Annotated in this window: 15 protein-coding genes and 6 tRNA genes; 15 read left to right on the top strand and 6 right to left on the bottom strand. The window is 44.6% G+C overall.

Annotation, left to right across the window (positions count from 1 at the left end; all coding sequences use genetic code 11):
* Window positions 1–19 precede the first annotated feature (19 nt).
* Window positions 20–439: a cytidine deaminase gene (locus tag AC04Q4_RS06940; RefSeq protein WP_195456455.1), complete on the top strand. Its 420-nt coding sequence runs from the start codon at window positions 20–22 to the stop codon at window positions 437–439.
* A 216-nt stretch (window positions 440–655) separates the two neighbouring features.
* On the opposite strand, the gene AC04Q4_RS06935 is transcribed toward AC04Q4_RS06940, so the two are convergent.
* Together AC04Q4_RS06935 and AC04Q4_RS06930 are read right to left on the bottom strand one after the other, a co-directional pair.
* Window positions 656–726, bottom strand: a tRNA-Trp gene (locus AC04Q4_RS06935).
* Window positions 727–857: 131 nt separating this feature from the next.
* Window positions 858–945 (bottom strand) — tRNA-Ser (locus tag AC04Q4_RS06930).
* 184 nt (window positions 946–1,129) lie between these two features.
* Here AC04Q4_RS06930 and epsC point away from each other — a divergent pair.
* The 5 genes from epsC (at window position 1,130) to AC04Q4_RS06905 (ending at window position 2,504) form a co-directional block, all read left to right on the top strand.
* Window positions 1,130–2,050: a serine O-acetyltransferase EpsC gene (epsC, locus tag AC04Q4_RS06925; RefSeq protein ID WP_173738517.1), complete on the top strand. Its 921-nt coding sequence runs from the start codon at window positions 1,130–1,132 to the stop codon at window positions 2,048–2,050.
* 125 nt (window positions 2,051–2,175) lie between these two features.
* Window positions 2,176–2,246, top strand: a tRNA-Gly gene (locus tag AC04Q4_RS06920).
* Window positions 2,247–2,249: 3 nt separating this feature from the next.
* A tRNA-Gly gene (locus tag AC04Q4_RS06915) sits at window positions 2,250–2,322 on the top strand.
* 35 nt (window positions 2,323–2,357) lie between these two features.
* A tRNA-Gly gene (locus tag AC04Q4_RS06910) sits at window positions 2,358–2,428 on the top strand.
* A gap of 3 nt (window positions 2,429–2,431) precedes the next feature.
* Window positions 2,432–2,504: transfer RNA gene (locus tag AC04Q4_RS06905), tRNA-Gly, on the top strand.
* Window positions 2,505–2,660: 156 nt separating this feature from the next.
* On the opposite strand, the gene AC04Q4_RS06900 is transcribed toward AC04Q4_RS06905, so the two are convergent.
* On the bottom strand, window positions 2,661–2,876 hold the full coding sequence (locus tag AC04Q4_RS06900) for a DUF378 domain-containing protein (RefSeq protein ID WP_476388761.1): 216 nt from the start codon (window positions 2,874–2,876) through the stop codon (window positions 2,661–2,663).
* A gap of 182 nt (window positions 2,877–3,058) precedes the next feature.
* A complete protein-coding gene (locus AC04Q4_RS06895; RefSeq protein WP_243873888.1) occupies window positions 3,059–4,222 on the bottom strand; it encodes a DUF5067 domain-containing protein in 1,164 nt (387 codons plus the stop codon).
* A gap of 158 nt (window positions 4,223–4,380) precedes the next feature.
* Between AC04Q4_RS06895 and AC04Q4_RS06890 the strand changes: the two genes are divergently transcribed.
* The 3 genes from AC04Q4_RS06890 (at window position 4,381) to AC04Q4_RS06880 (ending at window position 7,499) form a co-directional block, all read left to right on the top strand.
* Entirely contained in the window at window positions 4,381–5,319 is a 939-nt protein-coding gene (locus AC04Q4_RS06890; protein ID WP_173738515.1) for an alpha/beta fold hydrolase, read from the top strand.
* A gap of 97 nt (window positions 5,320–5,416) precedes the next feature.
* Window positions 5,417–6,967 (top strand): 4-alpha-glucanotransferase, encoded by a 1,551-nt coding sequence (gene malQ, locus AC04Q4_RS06885; RefSeq protein ID WP_476388760.1) that lies wholly within the window; start codon window positions 5,417–5,419, stop codon window positions 6,965–6,967.
* An 88-nt stretch (window positions 6,968–7,055) separates the two neighbouring features.
* A complete protein-coding gene (locus AC04Q4_RS06880; protein WP_195456453.1) occupies window positions 7,056–7,499 on the top strand; it encodes a hypothetical protein in 444 nt (147 codons plus the stop codon).
* A 161-nt stretch (window positions 7,500–7,660) separates the two neighbouring features.
* Here AC04Q4_RS06880 and AC04Q4_RS06875 read toward each other — a convergent pair whose 3' ends face one another.
* The gene (locus AC04Q4_RS06875) at window positions 7,661–8,212 is read right to left on the bottom strand and encodes a VanZ family protein (RefSeq protein ID WP_347708338.1); all 552 of its coding nucleotides are present in this window, start codon (window positions 8,210–8,212) and stop codon (window positions 7,661–7,663) included.
* A gap of 181 nt (window positions 8,213–8,393) precedes the next feature.
* Between AC04Q4_RS06875 and thyA the strand changes: the two genes are divergently transcribed.
* Entirely contained in the window at window positions 8,394–9,242 is an 849-nt protein-coding gene (gene thyA / locus AC04Q4_RS06870; protein WP_119239555.1) for a thymidylate synthase, read from the top strand.
* 35 nt (window positions 9,243–9,277) lie between these two features.
* Entirely contained in the window at window positions 9,278–9,772 is a 495-nt protein-coding gene (locus tag AC04Q4_RS06865; protein WP_173738512.1) for a dihydrofolate reductase, read from the top strand.
* A 229-nt stretch (window positions 9,773–10,001) separates the two neighbouring features.
* On the opposite strand, the gene AC04Q4_RS06860 is transcribed toward AC04Q4_RS06865, so the two are convergent.
* Window positions 10,002–11,033 carry a branched-chain amino acid aminotransferase gene (locus AC04Q4_RS06860; RefSeq protein WP_296052024.1) on the bottom strand — a complete coding sequence of 344 codons (1,032 nt, stop codon included), beginning with the start codon at window positions 11,031–11,033 and terminating at the stop codon, window positions 10,002–10,004.
* A gap of 156 nt (window positions 11,034–11,189) precedes the next feature.
* Between AC04Q4_RS06860 and AC04Q4_RS06855 the strand changes: the two genes are divergently transcribed.
* The 4 genes from AC04Q4_RS06855 (at window position 11,190) to AC04Q4_RS06840 (ending at window position 19,326) form a co-directional block, all read left to right on the top strand.
* The gene (locus AC04Q4_RS06855) at window positions 11,190–12,425 is read left to right on the top strand and encodes a 5-bromo-4-chloroindolyl phosphate hydrolysis family protein (protein ID WP_173738510.1); all 1,236 of its coding nucleotides are present in this window, start codon (window positions 11,190–11,192) and stop codon (window positions 12,423–12,425) included.
* Between the two features lie 112 nt (window positions 12,426–12,537).
* Window positions 12,538–13,686, top strand: a complete 1,149-nt coding sequence (locus AC04Q4_RS06850) for a toxic anion resistance protein (RefSeq protein ID WP_195456452.1) — start codon at window positions 12,538–12,540, stop codon at window positions 13,684–13,686.
* An 85-nt stretch (window positions 13,687–13,771) separates the two neighbouring features.
* Entirely contained in the window at window positions 13,772–14,836 is a 1,065-nt protein-coding gene (gene ispG, locus AC04Q4_RS06845; protein ID WP_173738508.1) for a flavodoxin-dependent (E)-4-hydroxy-3-methylbut-2-enyl-diphosphate synthase, read from the top strand.
* A complete protein-coding gene (locus tag AC04Q4_RS06840) occupies window positions 14,836–19,326 on the top strand; it encodes a PolC-type DNA polymerase III (protein WP_476388759.1) in 4,491 nt (1,496 codons plus the stop codon). Before ispG ends, AC04Q4_RS06840 begins: the two co-directional genes overlap by 1 nt.
* The last annotated feature ends 31 nt before the right edge of the window (window positions 19,327–19,357 follow it).

Below are 19,357 nucleotides of genomic sequence, written 5' to 3'. Positions count from 1 at the left end.
CAGGAAAGGTGGGAAAATCATGGAAAAGAAACAGATTGAAGAAATGATCGATCTGGCGATCAGACAGATGGACTATTCCTATGTGCCATATTCACATTTTCATGTAGGGGCGGCACTTCTTTCCCAAAACGGCACTTATTATACCGGGTGCAATATAGAAAATGCTGCCTATACTCCAACGAACTGTGCGGAAAGAACTGCTTTTTTCAAAGCAGTCAGTGAAGGCGTGAGAGACTTTCAGGCAATCTGTATCGTTGGCGGCAAGGATGGTGTTCCTACAGAATATGCAGCACCCTGTGGAGTATGCAGACAGGTTATGATGGAGTTCTGTGATCCGGAAACCTTTCAGATCATACTGGCAGTCAGCAGAGAAAAATATGATATCTTTGCGCTAAAGGAACTTTTGCCAATTGGATTTGGACCGGATAATCTGGAGTAACTGAAGTGATAAGTGCAGGTGGATACATGCAGAAATTTTCACGATATGAATGCAGTGCGGAGTAAAATATTGAAAAGTGATCACCCAGACGATGATATTACAGGCCGGGCGGTCACTTTTTCTTTATACAGTCTCAATATGGGTTTCCTTTAAACTTTATGGAAAAACAAAAAACGCTGAAAATCTTTGATTAAGACTTTTCAGCGCTCTTAATAGCAGGGGATGAGAGAATCGAACTCCCACCAAAGGTTTTGGAGACCCCTATCATACCATTTGACCAATCCCCTATATTCAATGGTGTTTTCATCACTGTTGCAATTATACATATAAAACATACAATTGTCAAGAGATGAGAGTGCTTTTTTATACAAAATATAAATACCAGCATATTTTTAACTGGTGAAAAAACGGCAGTAAACGGAGATGGAGGGATTTGAACCCTCGCACCGGTTGCCCGGCCTACCGCATTTCGAGTGCGGACCCTTCAGCCACTTGGGTACATCTCCGGATGCTTTCAAAGCTTTCCAGCAGCTTTCGTGAAAACCTTTATTATTATATAAGGTATCCGGAGAAAGGTCAATCTTTTTTAAAACTTTTCTTTTTTGTATTATTGACGAATCTTCCAGACTATAATATGATAATGAGATAAAGTGTACAGACAGAAGTGGATGTGCAGAAATGGAGGGAATTATGAGCGATAAGAAATCAGCGATTCTCAGAGCGGCGAAGGGTCTTACTGAGAATTATGCTTCTGAAGAACTTTTTATGCCGAAAAGCGGCAGACGTCTGCCGAACCGTTCGGTCATCATCGATATAGTAAGAGATCTGAAATCTATTGTATTTCCGGGATATTTCAGTACGGATACCAGTGCTACCGTATTTCCGGAGTATTATGTGGGACACAGACTGAATGATATTTATGACAGATTGAAGAACCAGATCGAGATCGCGCTTCTTTATCATGGAGAAGAGCCGGAAGAGGCAGAGGCGCATGCAGACAGAACTGCCTGTGGATTTTTTGAACAGCTTCCGGAAGTTCAGAGACTGCTTCTGACAGATGTGCAGGCAGGATTTGACGGAGACCCGGCAGCCAAGAGTAAGGAAGAAATCATTTTTTCCTATCCTGGATTGTTTGCAATCTATGTGTATCGTCTGGCGCATATCCTTTATAAAGAAAATATTCCGTTTATCCCACGAGTAATGTCTGAGTATGCACATGGACGCACAGGAATTGATATTAACCCAGGTGCAACCATTGGGGAGTATTTCTTTATTGATCATGGTACAGGTGTGGTTATTGGTGAGACAACAGAAATCGGAAACAATGTGAAGCTGTATCAGGGCGTAACTCTCGGAGCTCTTTCTACAAGAATGGGGCAGCAGCTTGCCAATGTGAAGCGTCATCCGACAATTTGTGATAATGTGACAGTTTATTCTAATTCCACAGTACTTGGCGGAGAAACTGTTGTGGGAGAGAGTACCATTATCGGTGGTAATACTTTTATTACAGAATCTATCCCTGCAAATACAAAGGTCAGTGCCAAGAGTCCGGAGCTTGTGATTAAGAAACCGAAGACTCAGGTTTCTGCTACAAATGTATGGGATTATTGATAACAAATCAAATAAATAAAAAAATTAAAAAAATTCAAAAAAACTGTTGACAAATAAAACAGCATGCTATATACTAATCATCGTTGCAGCGGTCAAGCGATCGGTAATCACCGAAGCGACGATGCGCGGGTGTAGTTCAATGGTAGAACACCAGCCTTCCAAGCTGGATACGTGGGTTCGATTCCCATCACCCGCTTATGCGATAGTGGCGTAGTTGGTAACGCGCGACCTTGCCAAGGTCGAGACCGCGGGTTCGAGCCCCGTCTATCGCTCTCATCGGAAGATGAAGCTTTATAATTTCATAACTGCGGGTGTAGTTCAATGGTAGAACACCAGCCTTCCAAGCTGGATACGTGGGTTCGATTCCCATCACCCGCTTGTGCGATAGTGGCGTAGTTGGTAACGCGCGACCTTGCCAAGGTCGAGACCGCGGGTTCGAGCCCCGTCTATCGCTCTTTGGAACTCTGAGGATGGTCAGAGTTCTTTTTTATTGCCGGGAAAATCTGCAGCAGATCAGGCAAATCCGTGCTGCGGCAGAGTGAAAGGGACAGAGTCCCCGGAAATTCTGCCGCAGACGGAGAGAACTGTCTGTCAGGAACAGGAATGAAAATTATTCACTTACCTGTTCCTGATCTATAAGTGTATAGAAGGTCAGAAGATAAAGACCGCATAAGCCTACCAGACCATAGATGATCCGGGAAAGCCAGCTCATGCTTCCGAACAGGAAAGCTACCAGATTGAAATTAAAAAATCCGATCAGGCCCCAGTTTACCGCACCGATCACGGCAATCGTCAGTGCAAAATACTGTAAAAATTTATTTGCCATAAGTCACCATCCTTTCGTTATACAGGAGATAGTTTTTCGCGGAAGCGGGAAAAATATGTATCATAGAGAAAAAAGAAAACGGAAATTTCTGGTATTCATGTTAAAACATGAGCTGGAAATTTCCGTTTTATTGTTTGAACGAATTGAGAAAGTCCTGCGGATGATTTTATCCGTTTGGCACGTTACTGCAATTTAAGCACCTGAGATGTTGTCTGGCCACCGCTTACATTGAGAGTTTCTTTTCCCTGAAGGGTGACATCGCTGGTGGTGTCTTTCAGAAGAAATACCTGGCAGACAGTGACTGTTTTGCCTGGGTCAATGGTGTTCATGTAGTTGTCTACTGCTGTGTCATTGGCTTCCGGATAAGTTCCTTCAAGAGACTCGCCGTTCTGGGATGCCTGCAAAGTAAAATCCACGAATGCACTGGACTGGGAATCACCGGAGTTTGTGTAATCATAGTAGATCATCAGACATGAATTTCCACCGTAGTCTTTGGATACTGCAAACTGTTTGAAACGGACAGAAAACTTGTCTGTTGTGATATCAATAGATGAACCAGCAGTCTGTGCAGAATCAGAAGTATCAGAAGGTTCTGTGGAATCAGCGGAAGCATCGGAGCTGCTGTCGGAACTGTCATCATTAAGCTGGGAAGAAATCTCATCTTTTACATTTTTGAAGTTCGCGCACATAACTTTGACAGTTGTATCATCCAGGGAAACGATCTTCCATTCATCACCAATCTTGATAAGCGGATAGGTGATGTCGATATCACTGTATTTCTCATCTGCTGTAGAAGCATTTTCAGTAAGGAGAGAAGCGAGCATTTCCTGGATATCATCCTGGGTCATGGTCTTTCCAGCGTAGGCTGCAACTGCAACTTTCCGGGTGTATTCCTGAATGGTAGCTGCGTAGATGTTGGTTCCGTCAATATATTTCATGTGAACGGTTACTTTTGCAGTTCCGTTCTGGATGTCAAATTTGTTTTTGGTGATCTTGTAGGTCATCTTCTTATTAATTGTGGTGAAGAAATCTGTGTATGCGGAATCCCGGATATCTGCATCATCCAGGGCGCTGAGATCATGGCTCTGGAGAAGATTCTCCATAGTTGTAAAGTCCATATTCTGCATACCTGTGAGAAATTTCTCTGTAGCTTCTACCGGTTTATGACGCTCGTTCAGGTACCAGGCGACTCCGCCGGCAACTGCCGCAATCAGAAGAATGACCAGGCAGATGATGAGAGGCTTTTTGCTCTTTTTCTTTCTGCGAGGGGAATTGTCTTCGAAATCGTTGTTGATCAATGACCTGGAAAGATCATCATCGTAAAAATCGTTATTATCTGTATTCATTATTCCTCCTTAATATCCGTCGTGGTTGTTATATTACGGTAACGATTATAACATAGGTTTACTGTTTGAGAAACCCCCTGTGTTATGATATACTTTGTGATATAAAAACAGGTCAGGAAATGCTGCGGGGAGCGGCAGGAAAGAAGAGGTGGAATATAATGGCAAGAACGATTCAGTATTCGTTTCCGTCAAAAGCGGACGGACTGGTAATTTCCTGTCTGGCATTGGTGCCGGAGCTTGGACGTGATGAGAAATACCGGGGAATCATTCAGATCGTTCATGGAATGAGTGAGTATAAGGAACGATATCTTCCGTTTATGGAATATATGGCGGAACATAAATATGTAAGTGTGATTCATGATCACAGAGGACATGGCAAAAGTGTGCGGGATAAAGAAGACCTGGGCTATATGTACGGCGGTGGCGCAGATGCCATGCTTCAGGATATCCACACTGTGAATAGCCTGATACGGGATCATTTTCCGGAGATTCCGCTGATTTTATTCGGACACAGTATGGGATCCCTGGCAGTCCGTGCTTATGCAGCCCATCATGATAATTGTATGGATATGCTGATTGTATGCGGATCTCCAAGCTACAATGCGCTACGTCCGGTTGGTGTTGCCCTGGCAAAAGCAGAGAAGGCTGTTTTTGGACCAAAACACAGTGCAGGTCTTATAGAGGCGATGTCTTTTGGAACGTATGCACTTCGGTTCCGGAAAGAAAAGAACCGTTTTTCCTGGATCTGTTCAGATCCGCAGGTAGTTCAGGATTACTCGGATTCTGAGTATTGCGGATTTACATTCAGTGATGATGCGTACCTAGCACTTTTTGACCTGATGAAAAGAGCTTACGATGTGAAACACTGGAATTGTACGAAACCGAAGATGCCGGTGCTGTTTATCAGCGGAGCAGATGATCCTTGCATGGGAAATGTGCGTCATTTTGCGAAAGCAGTCCGTGCTATGCGTCAAGCCGGATATCAGGATGTCCGGGGAAAATTATATCCGGGAATGCGCCATGAGATTTTGAATGAGGCAGATCGGAAACGAGTATATCGTGATATATTTATATATATCCACAAAAAAGAGCTTTGAAGGTTTTGAAACGGGATGCTATAATAACAAAAGAGTGCTCCTGCAGACATCTGTGCGAGGGCGCGACTACTGAGATGAATACAGGAGGATTCTTGTTATGAGAGCAAGCGGAATTTTGCTTCCGGTATCCAGCCTTCCGTCCAGATTTGGAATCGGCTGTTTTTCTGCGGAAGCTTATGAATTTGTAGACCAGCTGGTGAGAGCAGGACAGAGATACTGGCAGATCCTGCCTCTTGGACCTACCGGATATGGAGATTCACCATATCAGTCTTTTTCCACATTTGCGGGAAATCCGTATTTTATTGATCTGGAAGCTTTTGTAAAGGCAGGATATCTTGAGGAAAGCGAATGTGAGGCCTGTGACTGGGGCAGTAATGAGAGCTATGTGGATTATGAAAAGATATACAAGTCCAGATTTGTTCTTCTGAGAAAAGCGTTTGAGAAATCAAATTGTGAGGCAGATGCAGAATATCAGAAGTTTGTTAAAACGAATGCAGCATGGCTTGAGGATTACAGCCTGTATATGGCCATCAAGGACAGTCTCAGCGGCATCAGCTGGATTGAGTGGCCGGCAGAATTAAAGAACAGAGATCAGGCAGCACTTGATGAAGCTGGGAAAAAACTTTCCAGGGAAGTGGCATTTTATCGTTTCCAGCAGTTCTGGTTCTTTAAGCAGTGGACAGAGCTGAAGGCTTATGCCAACGATAAAGGTGTGGAGATCATCGGGGATGTGCCGATCTATGTTGCTTTTGACAGTGCAGATGCCTGGGCGCAGCCGGAGCTTTTTCAGTTTAATGAAGAAAATCTGCCGGTAGGTGTTGCGGGATGCCCACCGGATGCTTTTTCTGCTACAGGACAGCTCTGGGGAAATCCGCTTTATGACTGGGATTACCATAAAAAAACAGGTTATGCGTGGTGGACACTTCGCATGGCTAACTGCATGAAGCTTTATGACGTTGTACGTATTGACCATTTCCGAGGGTTTGATGAGTATTATTCCATTCCTTATGGAGATAAAACAGCAGAGTTTGGCCATTGGGAAAAAGGACCGGGAATTGAGCTTTTCCGGACTTTGGAGAAAAATCTCGGCAAGCTGAATGTGATCGCGGAGGATCTTGGACTTCTTACAGACAGTGTGATCGAACTGGTGGAGGAATCCGGATTTCCAGGTATGAAGGTTCTTCAGTTTGCTTTTGATGAGAATGAGGATAGCCCGTATCTGACGCACAGATATGAGAGAAACTGCATCGTTTACACCGGAACGCATGATAATGAGACAACAAGAGGATGGTTCCGGAATTTAAGCCAGCATGACAGGAATTTTGCGAAAGCGTATGTCGGCTGCGAGGGCAGGCATGAGACTGCAGCTGTGTGGAGCATGATCCGTGCAGCAATGGCGAGTGTGGCGGATAGATGCGTGGTTCCGGTGCAGGATTATCTTTGCCTGGGAAATGAAGCAAGGATCAATGAGCCGTCTACACTCGGAGATAACTGGAAGTGGAGAATGAAGAAAGGCCAGCTTACGGATAAAACGATTGAGAAGATATATAAGATGACGAAGCTTTATGGAAGAATTGTAAAGAAAGAACCGCTGAAAAACGAAGCAGTGGATAAAGCAGATGTGGAAGAAATGACAGATGATAAATAGGCAGCTGAATATAAATGTCTGATTTGTTATGAGCAAGTATGGTAGTGGAGTGGAGATGTCTGTTCCACAGAAAGGATAAAAGTATATCATGGAAGAAGCCAAAGACGAAAATAACGAGGTAAAGCAGAAGACTGAAGCTACACAGAATGAGAATCCTGTACAGGAAGAGTCTCCTGCAAGAAGAAGTCTTCTGTGGATCTTTGCAGGCGGTTATCTTGTGTATACAGGATATCGCCTGTGTGAAGGAATCATTAAAGGAACGGATGATGCAAGCAAAGGATTTCTGGCAGCAGGCGGCATTTTTATTGTGATCGGAGCTGTGCTTCTTGTTAAAGCTGTCCGCAATCTGGCTAAAGCAGGTGCAGAGAAAGCATCTGAGCAGGAAACAGCAGCAAGAAAAATGATCGAGGAAAATGCCAAAAAGAAAATGTCTATCTCAGAGAGAGCGCATCTGGCCGAGAATCTGGATGATGCGGAGGAGAGTGAGGCAGAAGAGACAAGTGGGAAAGTTGATAACAGTTCTGCGGAGTAATATAAGGAATGGGAAAGGTAAAACGATTTCGTCCGTGAGTATGTAGCGGAATAGAATGCGTGCAGGATCTGCACAAATACGATATAGCAACAATATAGAAAGCCGGAACATCTGGCAGAGAATTATTGAAATGTTCTCTGCCTGGATCTTCCGGCTTTTGTTTATTTGCGTTTTCTTGATTTTCGCCGTTTCTTTCGGGATTTTTTACCACCAGGGGTGTGAAGGGTGGACCAGCAGAATGCCTGTACCAGCAAAATCCCGATCAGTGCACCGCAGCTGTCAATACCCACATCCCTTACAGACGGTCCGCGGGCATTTACAAAGGACTGATGATATTCATCCAGACCTGCAAATCCCACGCATACTATTCCTACCAGGAGCATCAGCCAGATTCTCCGGACTCCGTAAACGTAGAGCGGGAAGGAAATGGAGATGGCAAGAAGACAGTATTCTGTCATATGAGCTGCCTTACGGACATAAAACTCGATGCCGGAAGCCTCCTGAGAGAGCTGATCAGGGCTTTTGCCAGTGGCAAGTATTTCGTTTTTCGTTTCTACGATCTGGTAGCTGATTTTATAGCTTAAAGCTCCGGAAACTTCTCCGGTCTGTGCGGAAAAGGAATAGATCACGCACATCATCAGGATCGCAGGTGCAAAAGAAAATGGTTTTAATAATGTAATCAGTACTTTCATGGCTCTTAATATAGCACTCATGCCGGAAAATGTCCAGAGGAAAGAAGAAAACCGATTATTTCACAAATTGCCGGTTCTTGCACAGCCATGTAGACATTAATGGAAGAATTGTGTTAGAATAGAAACCAAATTCCAGGGGTATTTTAAACGTGGAAAAACTAAATATCCGAAAGATAAAAGCAAAATAAGGGAGGAAGGATCAATGAGTCTTGCAGATAATATATTTATTAACATGTGTAAAGATGTAATAGAGAACGGAACCAGCACAGAAGGAGAGAAGGTGCGCCCTGTATGGGAAGATGGAACTCCGGCTTATACCATTAAGAGATTTGGTGTTGTGAACCGCTATGATCTGCGTAAAGAATTTCCGGCACTGACTTTAAGAAGAACAGCTTTAAAGAGTGCCATGGATGAGATCTTATGGATCTGGCAGCAGAAATCCAACAATATCCATGATCTTCACAGCCATATTTGGGACAGCTGGGCCGATGAGAACGGTTCCATCGGAAAAGCCTACGGTTATCAGCTGGGTGTGAAGCATCAGTATAAAGAGGGAATGATGGATCAGGTTGACCGTGTGCTTTTTGACCTTAAGAACAATCCGTACAGCAGAAGGATCATGACTAATATTTATGTACATCAGGATCTTCATGAGATGAATCTTTATCCTTGTGCATATTCCATGACTTTCAATGTTACCAAAGAACCGGATAAAGACAAACTGGTTCTGAATGCAGTGCTGAATCAGAGATCCCAGGATATCCTGGCTGCCAATAACTGGAATGTATGTCAGTATTCCCTGCTTCTTATGATGATTGCCCAGGCCTGTGATATGGAGGCCGGAGAGCTTGTCCACGTGATCGCTGACTGCCATATTTATGACAGACATATCCCGGTGATCAAGGAGCTGATCTCAAGGAAACCATATCCTGCACCAACAGTTAAGCTGAACCCGGATGTAAAAGATTTCTACAAGTTTACAACGGATGATCTGATCGTGGAGAACTATGAGACCTGGCCGCAAATCAAAAATATTCCCATCGCGGTATAAATAAAACAATATTGGACACAAGAAAGGAATCAGATATGAATATTATTGTTGCAGCAGATAAGAACTGGGGAATCGGAAGAAATAATCAGCTTCTGGTCAGCATCCCTGCAGATATGAAAATGTTCCGCGAGGAGACTACAGGCAAGGTGGTTGTTATGGGAAGAAAGACACTGGAATCTTTCCCAAACGGACTTCCGCTTAAGAACAGAACAAATATTGTTATCACAGGAAATAAAGATTATCAGGTAAAAGGTGCAGTGGTCGTGCACAGTATTGAGGAAGCTCTGAAAGAAGTGGAGAAATATCCGTCTGAGAATGTATACTGCATCGGCGGAGACAGCATTTATAAACAGATGCTTCCGTACTGTGATGTAGCTCATGTGACAAAGATTGATTTTGCATATGAGGCAGATGCACATTTCCCGAATCTGGACGAGGATCCTGAGTGGGAGATCACAGCAGAGAGTGATGAGCAGACATATTTTGATCTGGAGTATGCATTTGTGAAATACGAGAGAAAGAATAAATAATATTGAGTGAATCAATATCAAAGAGAAATGCACCGCGGAGTGGATATTATGAGATGACTTCCAAGCGTTAGAGTTTAGGTCAGACTTTTGGAGTCGGTATATTAATATCAGACTGTGGTGCATTTTGTGAATATAAAGATGAAATTCTGATACAGTAACTGAAAAAACAGGCTGCTTATCTGATATAAACAGCCTGTCTTAAAAGTACTATCTGATTAAAAAAGTACGATTACTCGATTACGTGGATCCATCCCTCCGGAGCTTCGATGCGTCCCATCTGGATGCCTGTCAGTGTGTCGTACAGTTTCTGGATAACCGGTCCCATCTTTTCCATTCCGCTTGGGAAGCAGATCTCTTTGCCATGGTCGTTGATCTTTCCGACTGGAGAGATAACAGCAGCAGTACCGCAAAGACCGCACTCTGCGAAATCTTTAACTTCATCGAAGTAGACCTCACGTTCCTCAGCTTCCAGACCAAGGTACTCTTTTGCAACGTAGATCAGGGAACGACGTGTGATGGAAGGAAGGATGCTGTCAGATTTCGGTGTTACAACCTTACCGTCTTTCGTTACAAAGATGAAGTTCGCTCCGCCTGTCTCCTCAACTTTAGTACGAGTCTTAGGATCAAGGTACATGTTCTCGTCAAAGCCCTGTTTGTGAGCATCTACGATTGCATGAAGGCTCATTGCGTAGTTAAGGCCAGCTTTGATGTTACCTGTTCCGCAAGGTGCAGCACGGTCAAAGTCGCTGACACGGATCGTGATCGGTTTTGCGCCGCCTTTGAAGTACGGGCCGACCGGTGTTGTAAGGATACGGAACTGATATTCATCAGCCGGTTTAACGCCGATTACAGCGTTGGAACCAAACATGTAAGGGCGAAGGTAAAGTGTTGCACCTGAGCCGTATGGAGGAACCCATGCAGCATTAGCCTTAACTACCTGGTTAACAGCGTCGATAAATCTCTCTTTCGGGAATACCGGCATTTCAAGTCTTGCAGCAGAAGCAGCAATACGCTCTGCGTTCAGGTCAGGACGGAATGTAACAATACGTCCGTCTTCTGTTGTGTAAGCTTTCAGTCCTTCGAATACGCTCTGTGAATACTGAAGTACACCAGCACACTCATTAAGTACGATGTTAGGATCTGTGCTTAAAGTACCCTCATCCCATTTTCCATCTTTAAAATTAGATACATATCTGTAGTCGGTTGGCATGTAGCTGAATCCGATGCTGGACCAGTCAATGTTCTTTTTTTCCATGACGATATTCCTCCGTTTGAGAATTTTTACTTTTTACCATTGTAAAACTTTTACGTACTAACTTCAATAGGCAAAATTGAATTTTTTATTCCTTTTTTGCATTCTCTTGTAATTTTTACAGGAGTTCGCTATAATAAAAATATCTATGGACTGGAGGAAAAAATGGACAATCATGAATTTGAGGATCTTGGAAAAAAGATTCAGGACATTGTAGATAATGCGGTAAATTCCAACAGCTATCATGAGCTGAGCCGTACCATTAATCAGACTGTGAACAAGGCAATCGATTCAGGAAGCGAAGCATTGAAAAATGCTATGAATTCCGTATTTGATCCGGCCAATGACCCGAACTACAGGAAGAACAGCTACACTTATCAGAATCCTTATTACGGACGGAATAAGAAGGCCAGGGAACAAGCTGCGAAGAAACAGACAGAGCTTCTTTACGGCAAGACAACAGGCGAGAATCTGAAGGGCATGATGATGGCGGTTTCCGGAGGTATTCTTTTAAGCGGAATGGGACTTGGTGCCATGGTGCTTCTGATCTGGATGGGACTTGGCCACAGTGGAGCACTTGCAGCAGGTGTGCTTGGAGTGATGTGCACAGGTGCAGCAGGAGGTGGAGTACTTCTTGGGGCCGGAACGAAACGGCTTGGAAGACTGGGACGTTTTCAGAAATATATTAAGGAACTGGGAGATCATACATATTGTAATTTCCGGAAGCTTGCCCTGGCAGTAGGAAAACCGGAAAAATATGTAAAAAAAGATATCAGCCGTATGATCGCCAAAGGATGGTTTCTGGAAGGCCATGTGGATGCCCAGGAGACCTGTCTGATCACCAGCAATGAGACATATCAGCAATACCAGGAAACACAGAAGCAGCTGGAAATCAGAAAACAGGAAGCAGATCCGAAGGTGCAGCTTGAAGAGAATATGAGTCCGGAAGCACAGGACGTTCTGAAGAAAGGGAATGAATTCCTGGTGAAGATCAGAGAGAGCAACGACGCGATCCCTGGAGAAGAGATCTCCGCGAAGATATCCAGAATGGAACTGATCGTTCAGAAGATATTTGAGCGTGCCGGAGAGCATCCGGAGGTGATCCCGGACCTCAGGAAACTGATGGATTATTATCTGCCGATGACTGTGAAGCTTCTGGATGCTTATGAGGACATGGACAGGCAGCCAATCCAGGGTGAGAATATTTCAGCCTCCAAGCGTGAGATCGAGGATACGATCGATACGTTGAATATTGCATTCGAGAAACTTCTTGATTCTATTTTCCGTGATACAGCCTGGGATGTATCAGCAGATATTTCTGTGTTACATACAGTTCTTGCACAGGAAGGCCTGACGGAAGATGATTTTGAAAAGATGAAACAGGAAGCTGCACAGAAATAAATGCCATTGATGGCAGGAAGCCGGGCGGAAACAAAAACAGAGTGATCAGGATGGCAGAAGTGCTATCCTGAGTTTGAACTGTTATGTATGGATAAATGATTTAGGAGAGCTTATGGGAGAAGAATTTAAAGATTTTGAAGCAGAAGCTCCGGTACTGACACTGGAACCGGATCTCACAGATGAGAAAGACGAAGTCACAGCGAAAGAACCTGAGAAAACAGAAGAGCCGGCAATCGAGGAACCGGTGCTTTCCCCACAGGAGCAGAAGATGGTGGATGATTTTGCTGCAAAGATCGATATTGAGAATACGAACCAGATCCTGCAGTTTGGAGCAGGAACCCAGAAGAAGATGGCAGATTTTTCGGATGCTGCACTTGAGAATGTACGGACACAGGATCTTGGGGAAGTGGGAGATCTTCTGGCAAATGTTGTAGGGGAACTGAAGGATTTTGATGCTGCCGAGGAGAAAGGTTTGTTTGGCTTTTTTAAGAAGCAGACAGCCAGGGTGGATACACTGAAGAACCGTTATACCAAGGCAGAAGGAAATGTGGCGAAGATCACGGAGACACTGGAACAGCATCAGATGCGTCTGATGAAGGATTCGGCAGTTCTGGATAAGATGTATGACCAGAACCTGGCATACTTTAAAGAGCTTTCTATGTATATCCTTGCGGGCAAAAAGAAACTTCAGGCAGTCCGCGACGGACAGCTTCGTGAGCTTCAGCAGAAAGCAGCCACAAGCGGTCTTCCGGAGGATGCACAGGCTGCCAGTGATCTGGAGAATAAATGCGGCAGATTTGAAAAAAAGCTTCATGATCTGGAACTTACCAGAACGATTTCCATGCAGACTGCACCGCAGATCCGTATGATCCAGAATAATGATACAACAATGATCGAGAAGATCCAGACAACCATCGTGAACACCATTCCGCTCTGGAAGAGCCAGATGGTTCTGGCACTTGGAATTGCCCATTCCACAGAAGCAGCTCAGGCACAGCGTCAGGTTACAGACCTTACCAATGAACTCTTAAAGAAGAATGCGGAAACTCTTCATCTTGCATCTGTGGAAACAGCCAGAGAAGCAGAGAGAGGAATCGTGGATATTGAGACTCTCAGGCAGACCAATCAGCAGCTGATCCAGACTCTGGATGATGTGATGAAAATTCAACAGGAAGGCAGGGTGAAACGCCAGGCTGCAGAGGCAGATATGAGACGGATGGAGAATGAACTGAAATCAAAACTGCTGGAGATCCGGCACTGAAAAAATATTGCTGATAATTATATGGAAAAGAAAGGCAGGGCGTTCAGAAACACCTGCCTTTCAAGATTAATAGAGGAGATTTTTTATGTACAGAGATCATACAAAAGTAATAAAAATCGGAAATCGTGTCATTGGAGGAGGCAACCCGGTTCTGATCCAGTCCATGACCAATACAAAAACTGAAGATGTGGAGGCAACCGTTGCGCAGATACTTTCCCTGGAAAAAGCAGGCTGTGATATTATCCGCTGTGCAGTTCCTACTATGGAAGCTGCGAAGGCTTTATCTCAGATCAAGAAACAGATCCATATTCCGCTTGTTGCAGATATTCATTTTGATTACAGACTTGCGATTGCAGCCATGGAAAACGGCGCAGACAAGATCCGTATCAATCCGGGAAACATCGGTTCAAAAGAACGGATCAAGGCAGTGGTGGATACTGCAAAAGAGCGAAATATTCCTATCCGTGTAGGAGTAAACAGTGGTTCTCTTGAGAAAGAACTGGTGGAGAAATATCACGGTGTTACAGCAGAAGGACTTGTGGAGAGTGCCCTTGACAAGGTACACATCATCGAAGAGATGGGATATGACAATCTTGTGATCAGCATCAAGTCTTCCGATGTCCTTATGTGTGCGAAAGCTCACGAACTGATCGCAAAACAGACACAGTATCCTCTTCATGTAGGAATCACAGAGGCAGGAACTCTGTATTCCGGGAATATTAAATCAGCCATTGGACTTGGGATTATCCTGTATCAGGGAATCGGTGATACTATCCGCGTTTCCCTGACAGGTGCGCCGTTGGAAGAAGTAAAATCTGCCAGACGTATCCTTAAGACACTGGGACTTCGTAAAGGCGGCGTGGAGGTTGTTTCCTGTCCGACCTGCGGAAGAACCAAGATCGATCTGATCGGCCTTGCAAATCAGGTGGAGACTATGGTGCAGGATATTCCTCTTGATATCAAAGTTGCAGTTATGGGCTGTGTGGTAAATGGCCCGGGAGAGGCGAAAGAAGCTGATCTCGGAATCGCAGGAGGTGATGGAGTCGGCCTGCTGATCAAACATGGAGAAGTGGTAAAGAAAGTGCCGGAGAGTGAACTTCTGAACACACTTCGGGAAGAGCTTCTTTCCTGGAATGAACAGGAGTCATAATGGAGAAGGATTTTTTTGATGTATTTCCTCATCTGAAAGTAAAGAAAGAACTGGAAGAACTTCTGGACATGGTGTTTGTGACAAAAGTTTCCATGAATCCGGGAAGGACACATCTGAGGGTTTATATTGAGAGCAGCAGATGGATCCATAAGAAGAATATTTTTGCCCTGGAGGATGAAATCGAGAGACAGTGTTTTCCGGGAATCCCAATGACTGTTACAGTTGTGGAAAAATTTCATCTTTCCGAGCAGTATACGCCAGAGAATTTCCTGGAGAGCTACCGTTCCAGTATGGAAGTGGAGCTTCGGAATTATAATATGCTGGAGTACAATCTGTTCCGAAGGGCAAAGATTACTTTTACAGGAAAAGATACCATGCATATGGAACTTCCTGATACTGTGATATCCCGCCAGAAAAGTGAGATCCTCGTGGAATATTTTCATAAGGTTTTCTGTGAGCGGTGCGGAATGGATCTCAAGGTAGAGCTGGATTTCATAGAAGCGAAAGAGAGCAAATACAGGAAAAATGCTGCCCTGCAGATCAGGCAGGAAGTGGAAAATGTCCTGAAGCATGTGAAGCTTTCAAATGGGGAAGAGAGCGCGCCGGAAGCAGAGGAAGTATCCAAAGAAAAGACAAAGAAGGCTTCCGGGGATAAAAAGAATGAAAAATCAAATGAGAAGAAATCTTTTGACAAGAAGCAGCAGAAAGGCCAGAAGGGCGACTTCCGCGGCGGTTTCGGATTCCGGAGAGACAGTAATCCGGATGTTGTTTACGGCAGAGATTTCGATGGAGAACCGATCTCTCTGGAGAGTATTACCGGTGAGATGGGTGAGGTGATCATCCGCTGTCAGGTTATGGATGTGGAGAAACGTGAGATCCGAAATGAAAAGACTATTCTCATTTTTCCTGTGACAGATTTTACAGACAGTATTGTGGTAAAGATGTTCCTGCGTAATGAACAGGTTCCGGAAGTGACAGAGAGCGTTAAGAAGGGAGCTTTCCTGAAACTGAAGGGCGTTACGACTATTGACCGATTTGACAGTGAGCTGACTATCGGAAATATTACAGGAATCAAAAAAATAGCAAATTTTACAACAGCAAGAACAGACACCAGTCCGCAGAAGAGAGTGGAGCTGCACTGCCATACCAAGATGAGTGATATGGATGGTGTCACAGATGCCAAAGCACTGGTAAAACGAGCCTATGAGTGGGGGCATAAGGCAATTGCCATCACAGACCATGGGGTTGTACAGTCTTTCCCGGAGGCGAACCATTGCTTTGATGCCTGGGGAGGATGTGTGCCGAAAGAGTCTGATTTCAAGGTACTCTATGGCATGGAAGCTTATCTGGTTGATGATCTGAAGGGTATGGTTACAAATTCCAAAGGACAGAGACTGGATGGGGATTTTGTTGTTTTTGATATTGAGACAACTGGTTTCTCGGCTCTGACCTGTAAGATCATTGAAATCGGTGCTGTAAAAGTAAAAAAAGGTGAGATCACAGACCGTTTTTCCACCTTTGTTAATCCGGGAGTGCCAATTCCGTTCCGTATTGAGCAGCTGACCAGCATCAATGATTCTATGGTGATCGATGCGCCTGCCATTGAAGAAGTACTGCCGAAATTTCTGGAGTTTTGTGAGGGCTGTGTGATGGTGGCCCATAATGCGGACTTTGATATGAGCTTTATCATAGAAAACTGTAAACGTCAGGGAATCCCGGATGATTTTACCTATGTGGATACTGTAGGTATGGCCAGATTCCTTCTTCCTGCGCTGAACCGTTTTAAGCTGGATACGGTAGCCAAGGCAGTTGGTGTTTCCCTGGATCATCACCACAGAGCTGTAGATGATGCTGCATGTACTGCAGAGATTTTTGTGCGGTTTGTGAAGATGCTTGCAGAAAGAGATATTTTTGATGTGGATGAGATGAACAGTCAGGGTGCTGTGTCACCTGATACCATCCGGAAGCTTCCGACTTACCATGCCATTGTTTTTGCAAAAAATGAGACAGGCAGGATCAATCTCTATAAACTGGTAAGCCAGTCCCATTTAAAGTACTATCACAGACGCCCAAGAGTCCCCAAAAGTGTACTGGAGAAATACAGAGAAGGACTTCTTGTGGGAAGTGCCTGCGAGGCCGGAGAGCTTTATCAGGCCCTGCTTCGTAATGCACCGGATCAGGAGATTGCAAGACTTGTGAATTTCTATGATTATCTGGAAATTCAGCCACTTGGGAACAATGCGTTTATGCTTGCGGATGAGAAGCACGATATGATCAATTCAGAGGAAGATTTAAAAGAGATCAACCAAAAGATCGTCAAGCTTGGAGAGCAGTTTAAGAAACCGGTGGTTGCAACCTGTGATGTGCATTTTATGGATCCGCAGGATGAGGTTTACAGACGTATCATTATGGCCGGAAACGGCTTTTCCGATGCAGATAACCAGGCACCTCTTTATCTCCGTACAACGGAGGAGATGCTGGAGGAATTTTCCTATCTTGGAAGTGAGAAGGCGGAAGAAGTGGTTATCACCAATACCAACAAGATCGCGGATATGATCGAAAAGATCTCGCCCATCCATCCGGATAAATTCCCGCCTGTCATTGAGAATTCCGAGCAGGACCTGAAGAATATCTGCTTTACAAAAGCACATGAAATGTACGGAGATCCTCTTCCAAAGATTGTAGAGGACCGTCTTGATAGGGAGCTGAACTCCATTATTTCCAATGGTTATGCGGTGATGTATATCATTGCCCAGAAACTTGTGTGGAAGTCCAATGAGGACGGATATCTGGTTGGTTCCCGAGGATCGGTTGGCTCGTCCCTGGCAGCTACCATGTCCGGTATTACAGAGGTTAATCCTCTGCCGCCGCATTATCTCTGCCCGAACCCGGACTGCAAATACAGTGATTTCGATTCTCCTGAGGTAAAAGAATATGCAGGCATGGCAGGCTGTGATATGCCGGATAAGGTCTGCCCGAAATGCGGCACTAAGATGAATAAAGAAGGTTTTGATATCCCGTTCGAGACGTTCCTTGGATTCAAAGGTGACAAGGAGCCGGATATTGACCTGAACTTCTCAGGAGAGTATCAGGCCAATGCCCACAGATACACAGAGGTTATTTTTGGAAAGGGCCAGACCTTCAAGGCAGGAACCATTGGTACCCTTGCGGAAAAAACTGCCTTCGGTTATGTGAAAAACTACTATGAGGAACGTGGTCAGCATAAGCGATACTGTGAAATTAACAGAATCGTACAGGGGTGTACTGGAGTCCGCCGTACCACAGGCCAGCACCCTGGAGGTATCATCGTACTTCCAATGGGTGAGGAGATAGAGAAGTTTACACCTGTGCAGCATCCTGCCAATGATGTGAACAGCGATATCATTACCACACATTTTGATTATCATTCCATTGACGGAAACCTTCTGAAACTGGATATACTGGGACATGATGATCCGACCATGATCCGTATGCTTGAAGACCTGACAGGTATTAGCGCAAGGACTGTTCCCCTGGATCAGCGAGATGTCATGTCTCTGTTTGCGGGAACCCAGGCACTGGGAATCAGCCCGGAGGATATTGGAGGCTGTAAGCTTGGCTGTCTTGGAATTCCGGAGTTTGGTACAGATTTCGCCATGCAGATGCTTATTGATACCAAGCCGAAATATTTTTCTGATCTGGTACGTATTGCAGGTCTTTCACATGGTACTGACGTTTGGCTGGGTAATGCACAGGTGCTGATTCAGAATGGTACAGCGACCATTTCCACAGCAATCTGTACCCGAGATGATATTATGATCTATCTGATTGGAAAAGGTGTGGAGAGTGGTCTGGCGTTTACTATTATGGAGAGCGTCCGTAAAGGTAAAGGTCTTCGAGATGAATGGATCCAGACTATGAAAGAACACGACGTTCCGGAATGGTATATCTGGTCCTGCAAGCTGATCAAGTACATGTTCCCGAAGGCACATGCAGCTGCCTATGTTATGATGGCTTACCGTATTGCCTGGTACAAAGTGTTCCAACCTCTTGCTTACTATGCGGCATTTTTCAGTATCCGTGCAACATCGTTTTCCTATGAACTGATGTGCATGGGAAAAGAACGTCTGGAATATTACATGGCAGAGATCCGCAAGAAGGGTGACGAGGCATCCAAGAAGGAGCAGGATACTCTGAAGGATATGAGAATCGTGCAGGAGATGTATGCCAGAGGTTTTGATTTCGTACCCATTGATCTTTACAAGGCAAAAGCGCACCGTTTCCAGATCATGGGAGATAAGCTGATGCCCGCGCTGGATACCATAGACGGTCTGGGCGATAAGGCGGCTGATGCTGTAGTGGATGCAGCTGCCAGGGGAAAATTTCTTTCCAAGGACGATTTCCGCGACCGTACAAAAGTCAGCAAAACAGTTATTGACCTGATGGATGATCTGAATCTGTTCGGTGATATTCCGCAGTCCAATCAGATGTCATTATTTGACTTTACTTAACATCTGACTGATATGATAGCTGGTCAAGGCA

The sequence above is a fragment of the Blautia sp. HA8986 genome (assembly GCF_056504635.1).
The sequence above is the reverse complement of the archived record's forward strand: the minus strand, read 5'-3'. Positions and strand labels throughout refer to the sequence as shown.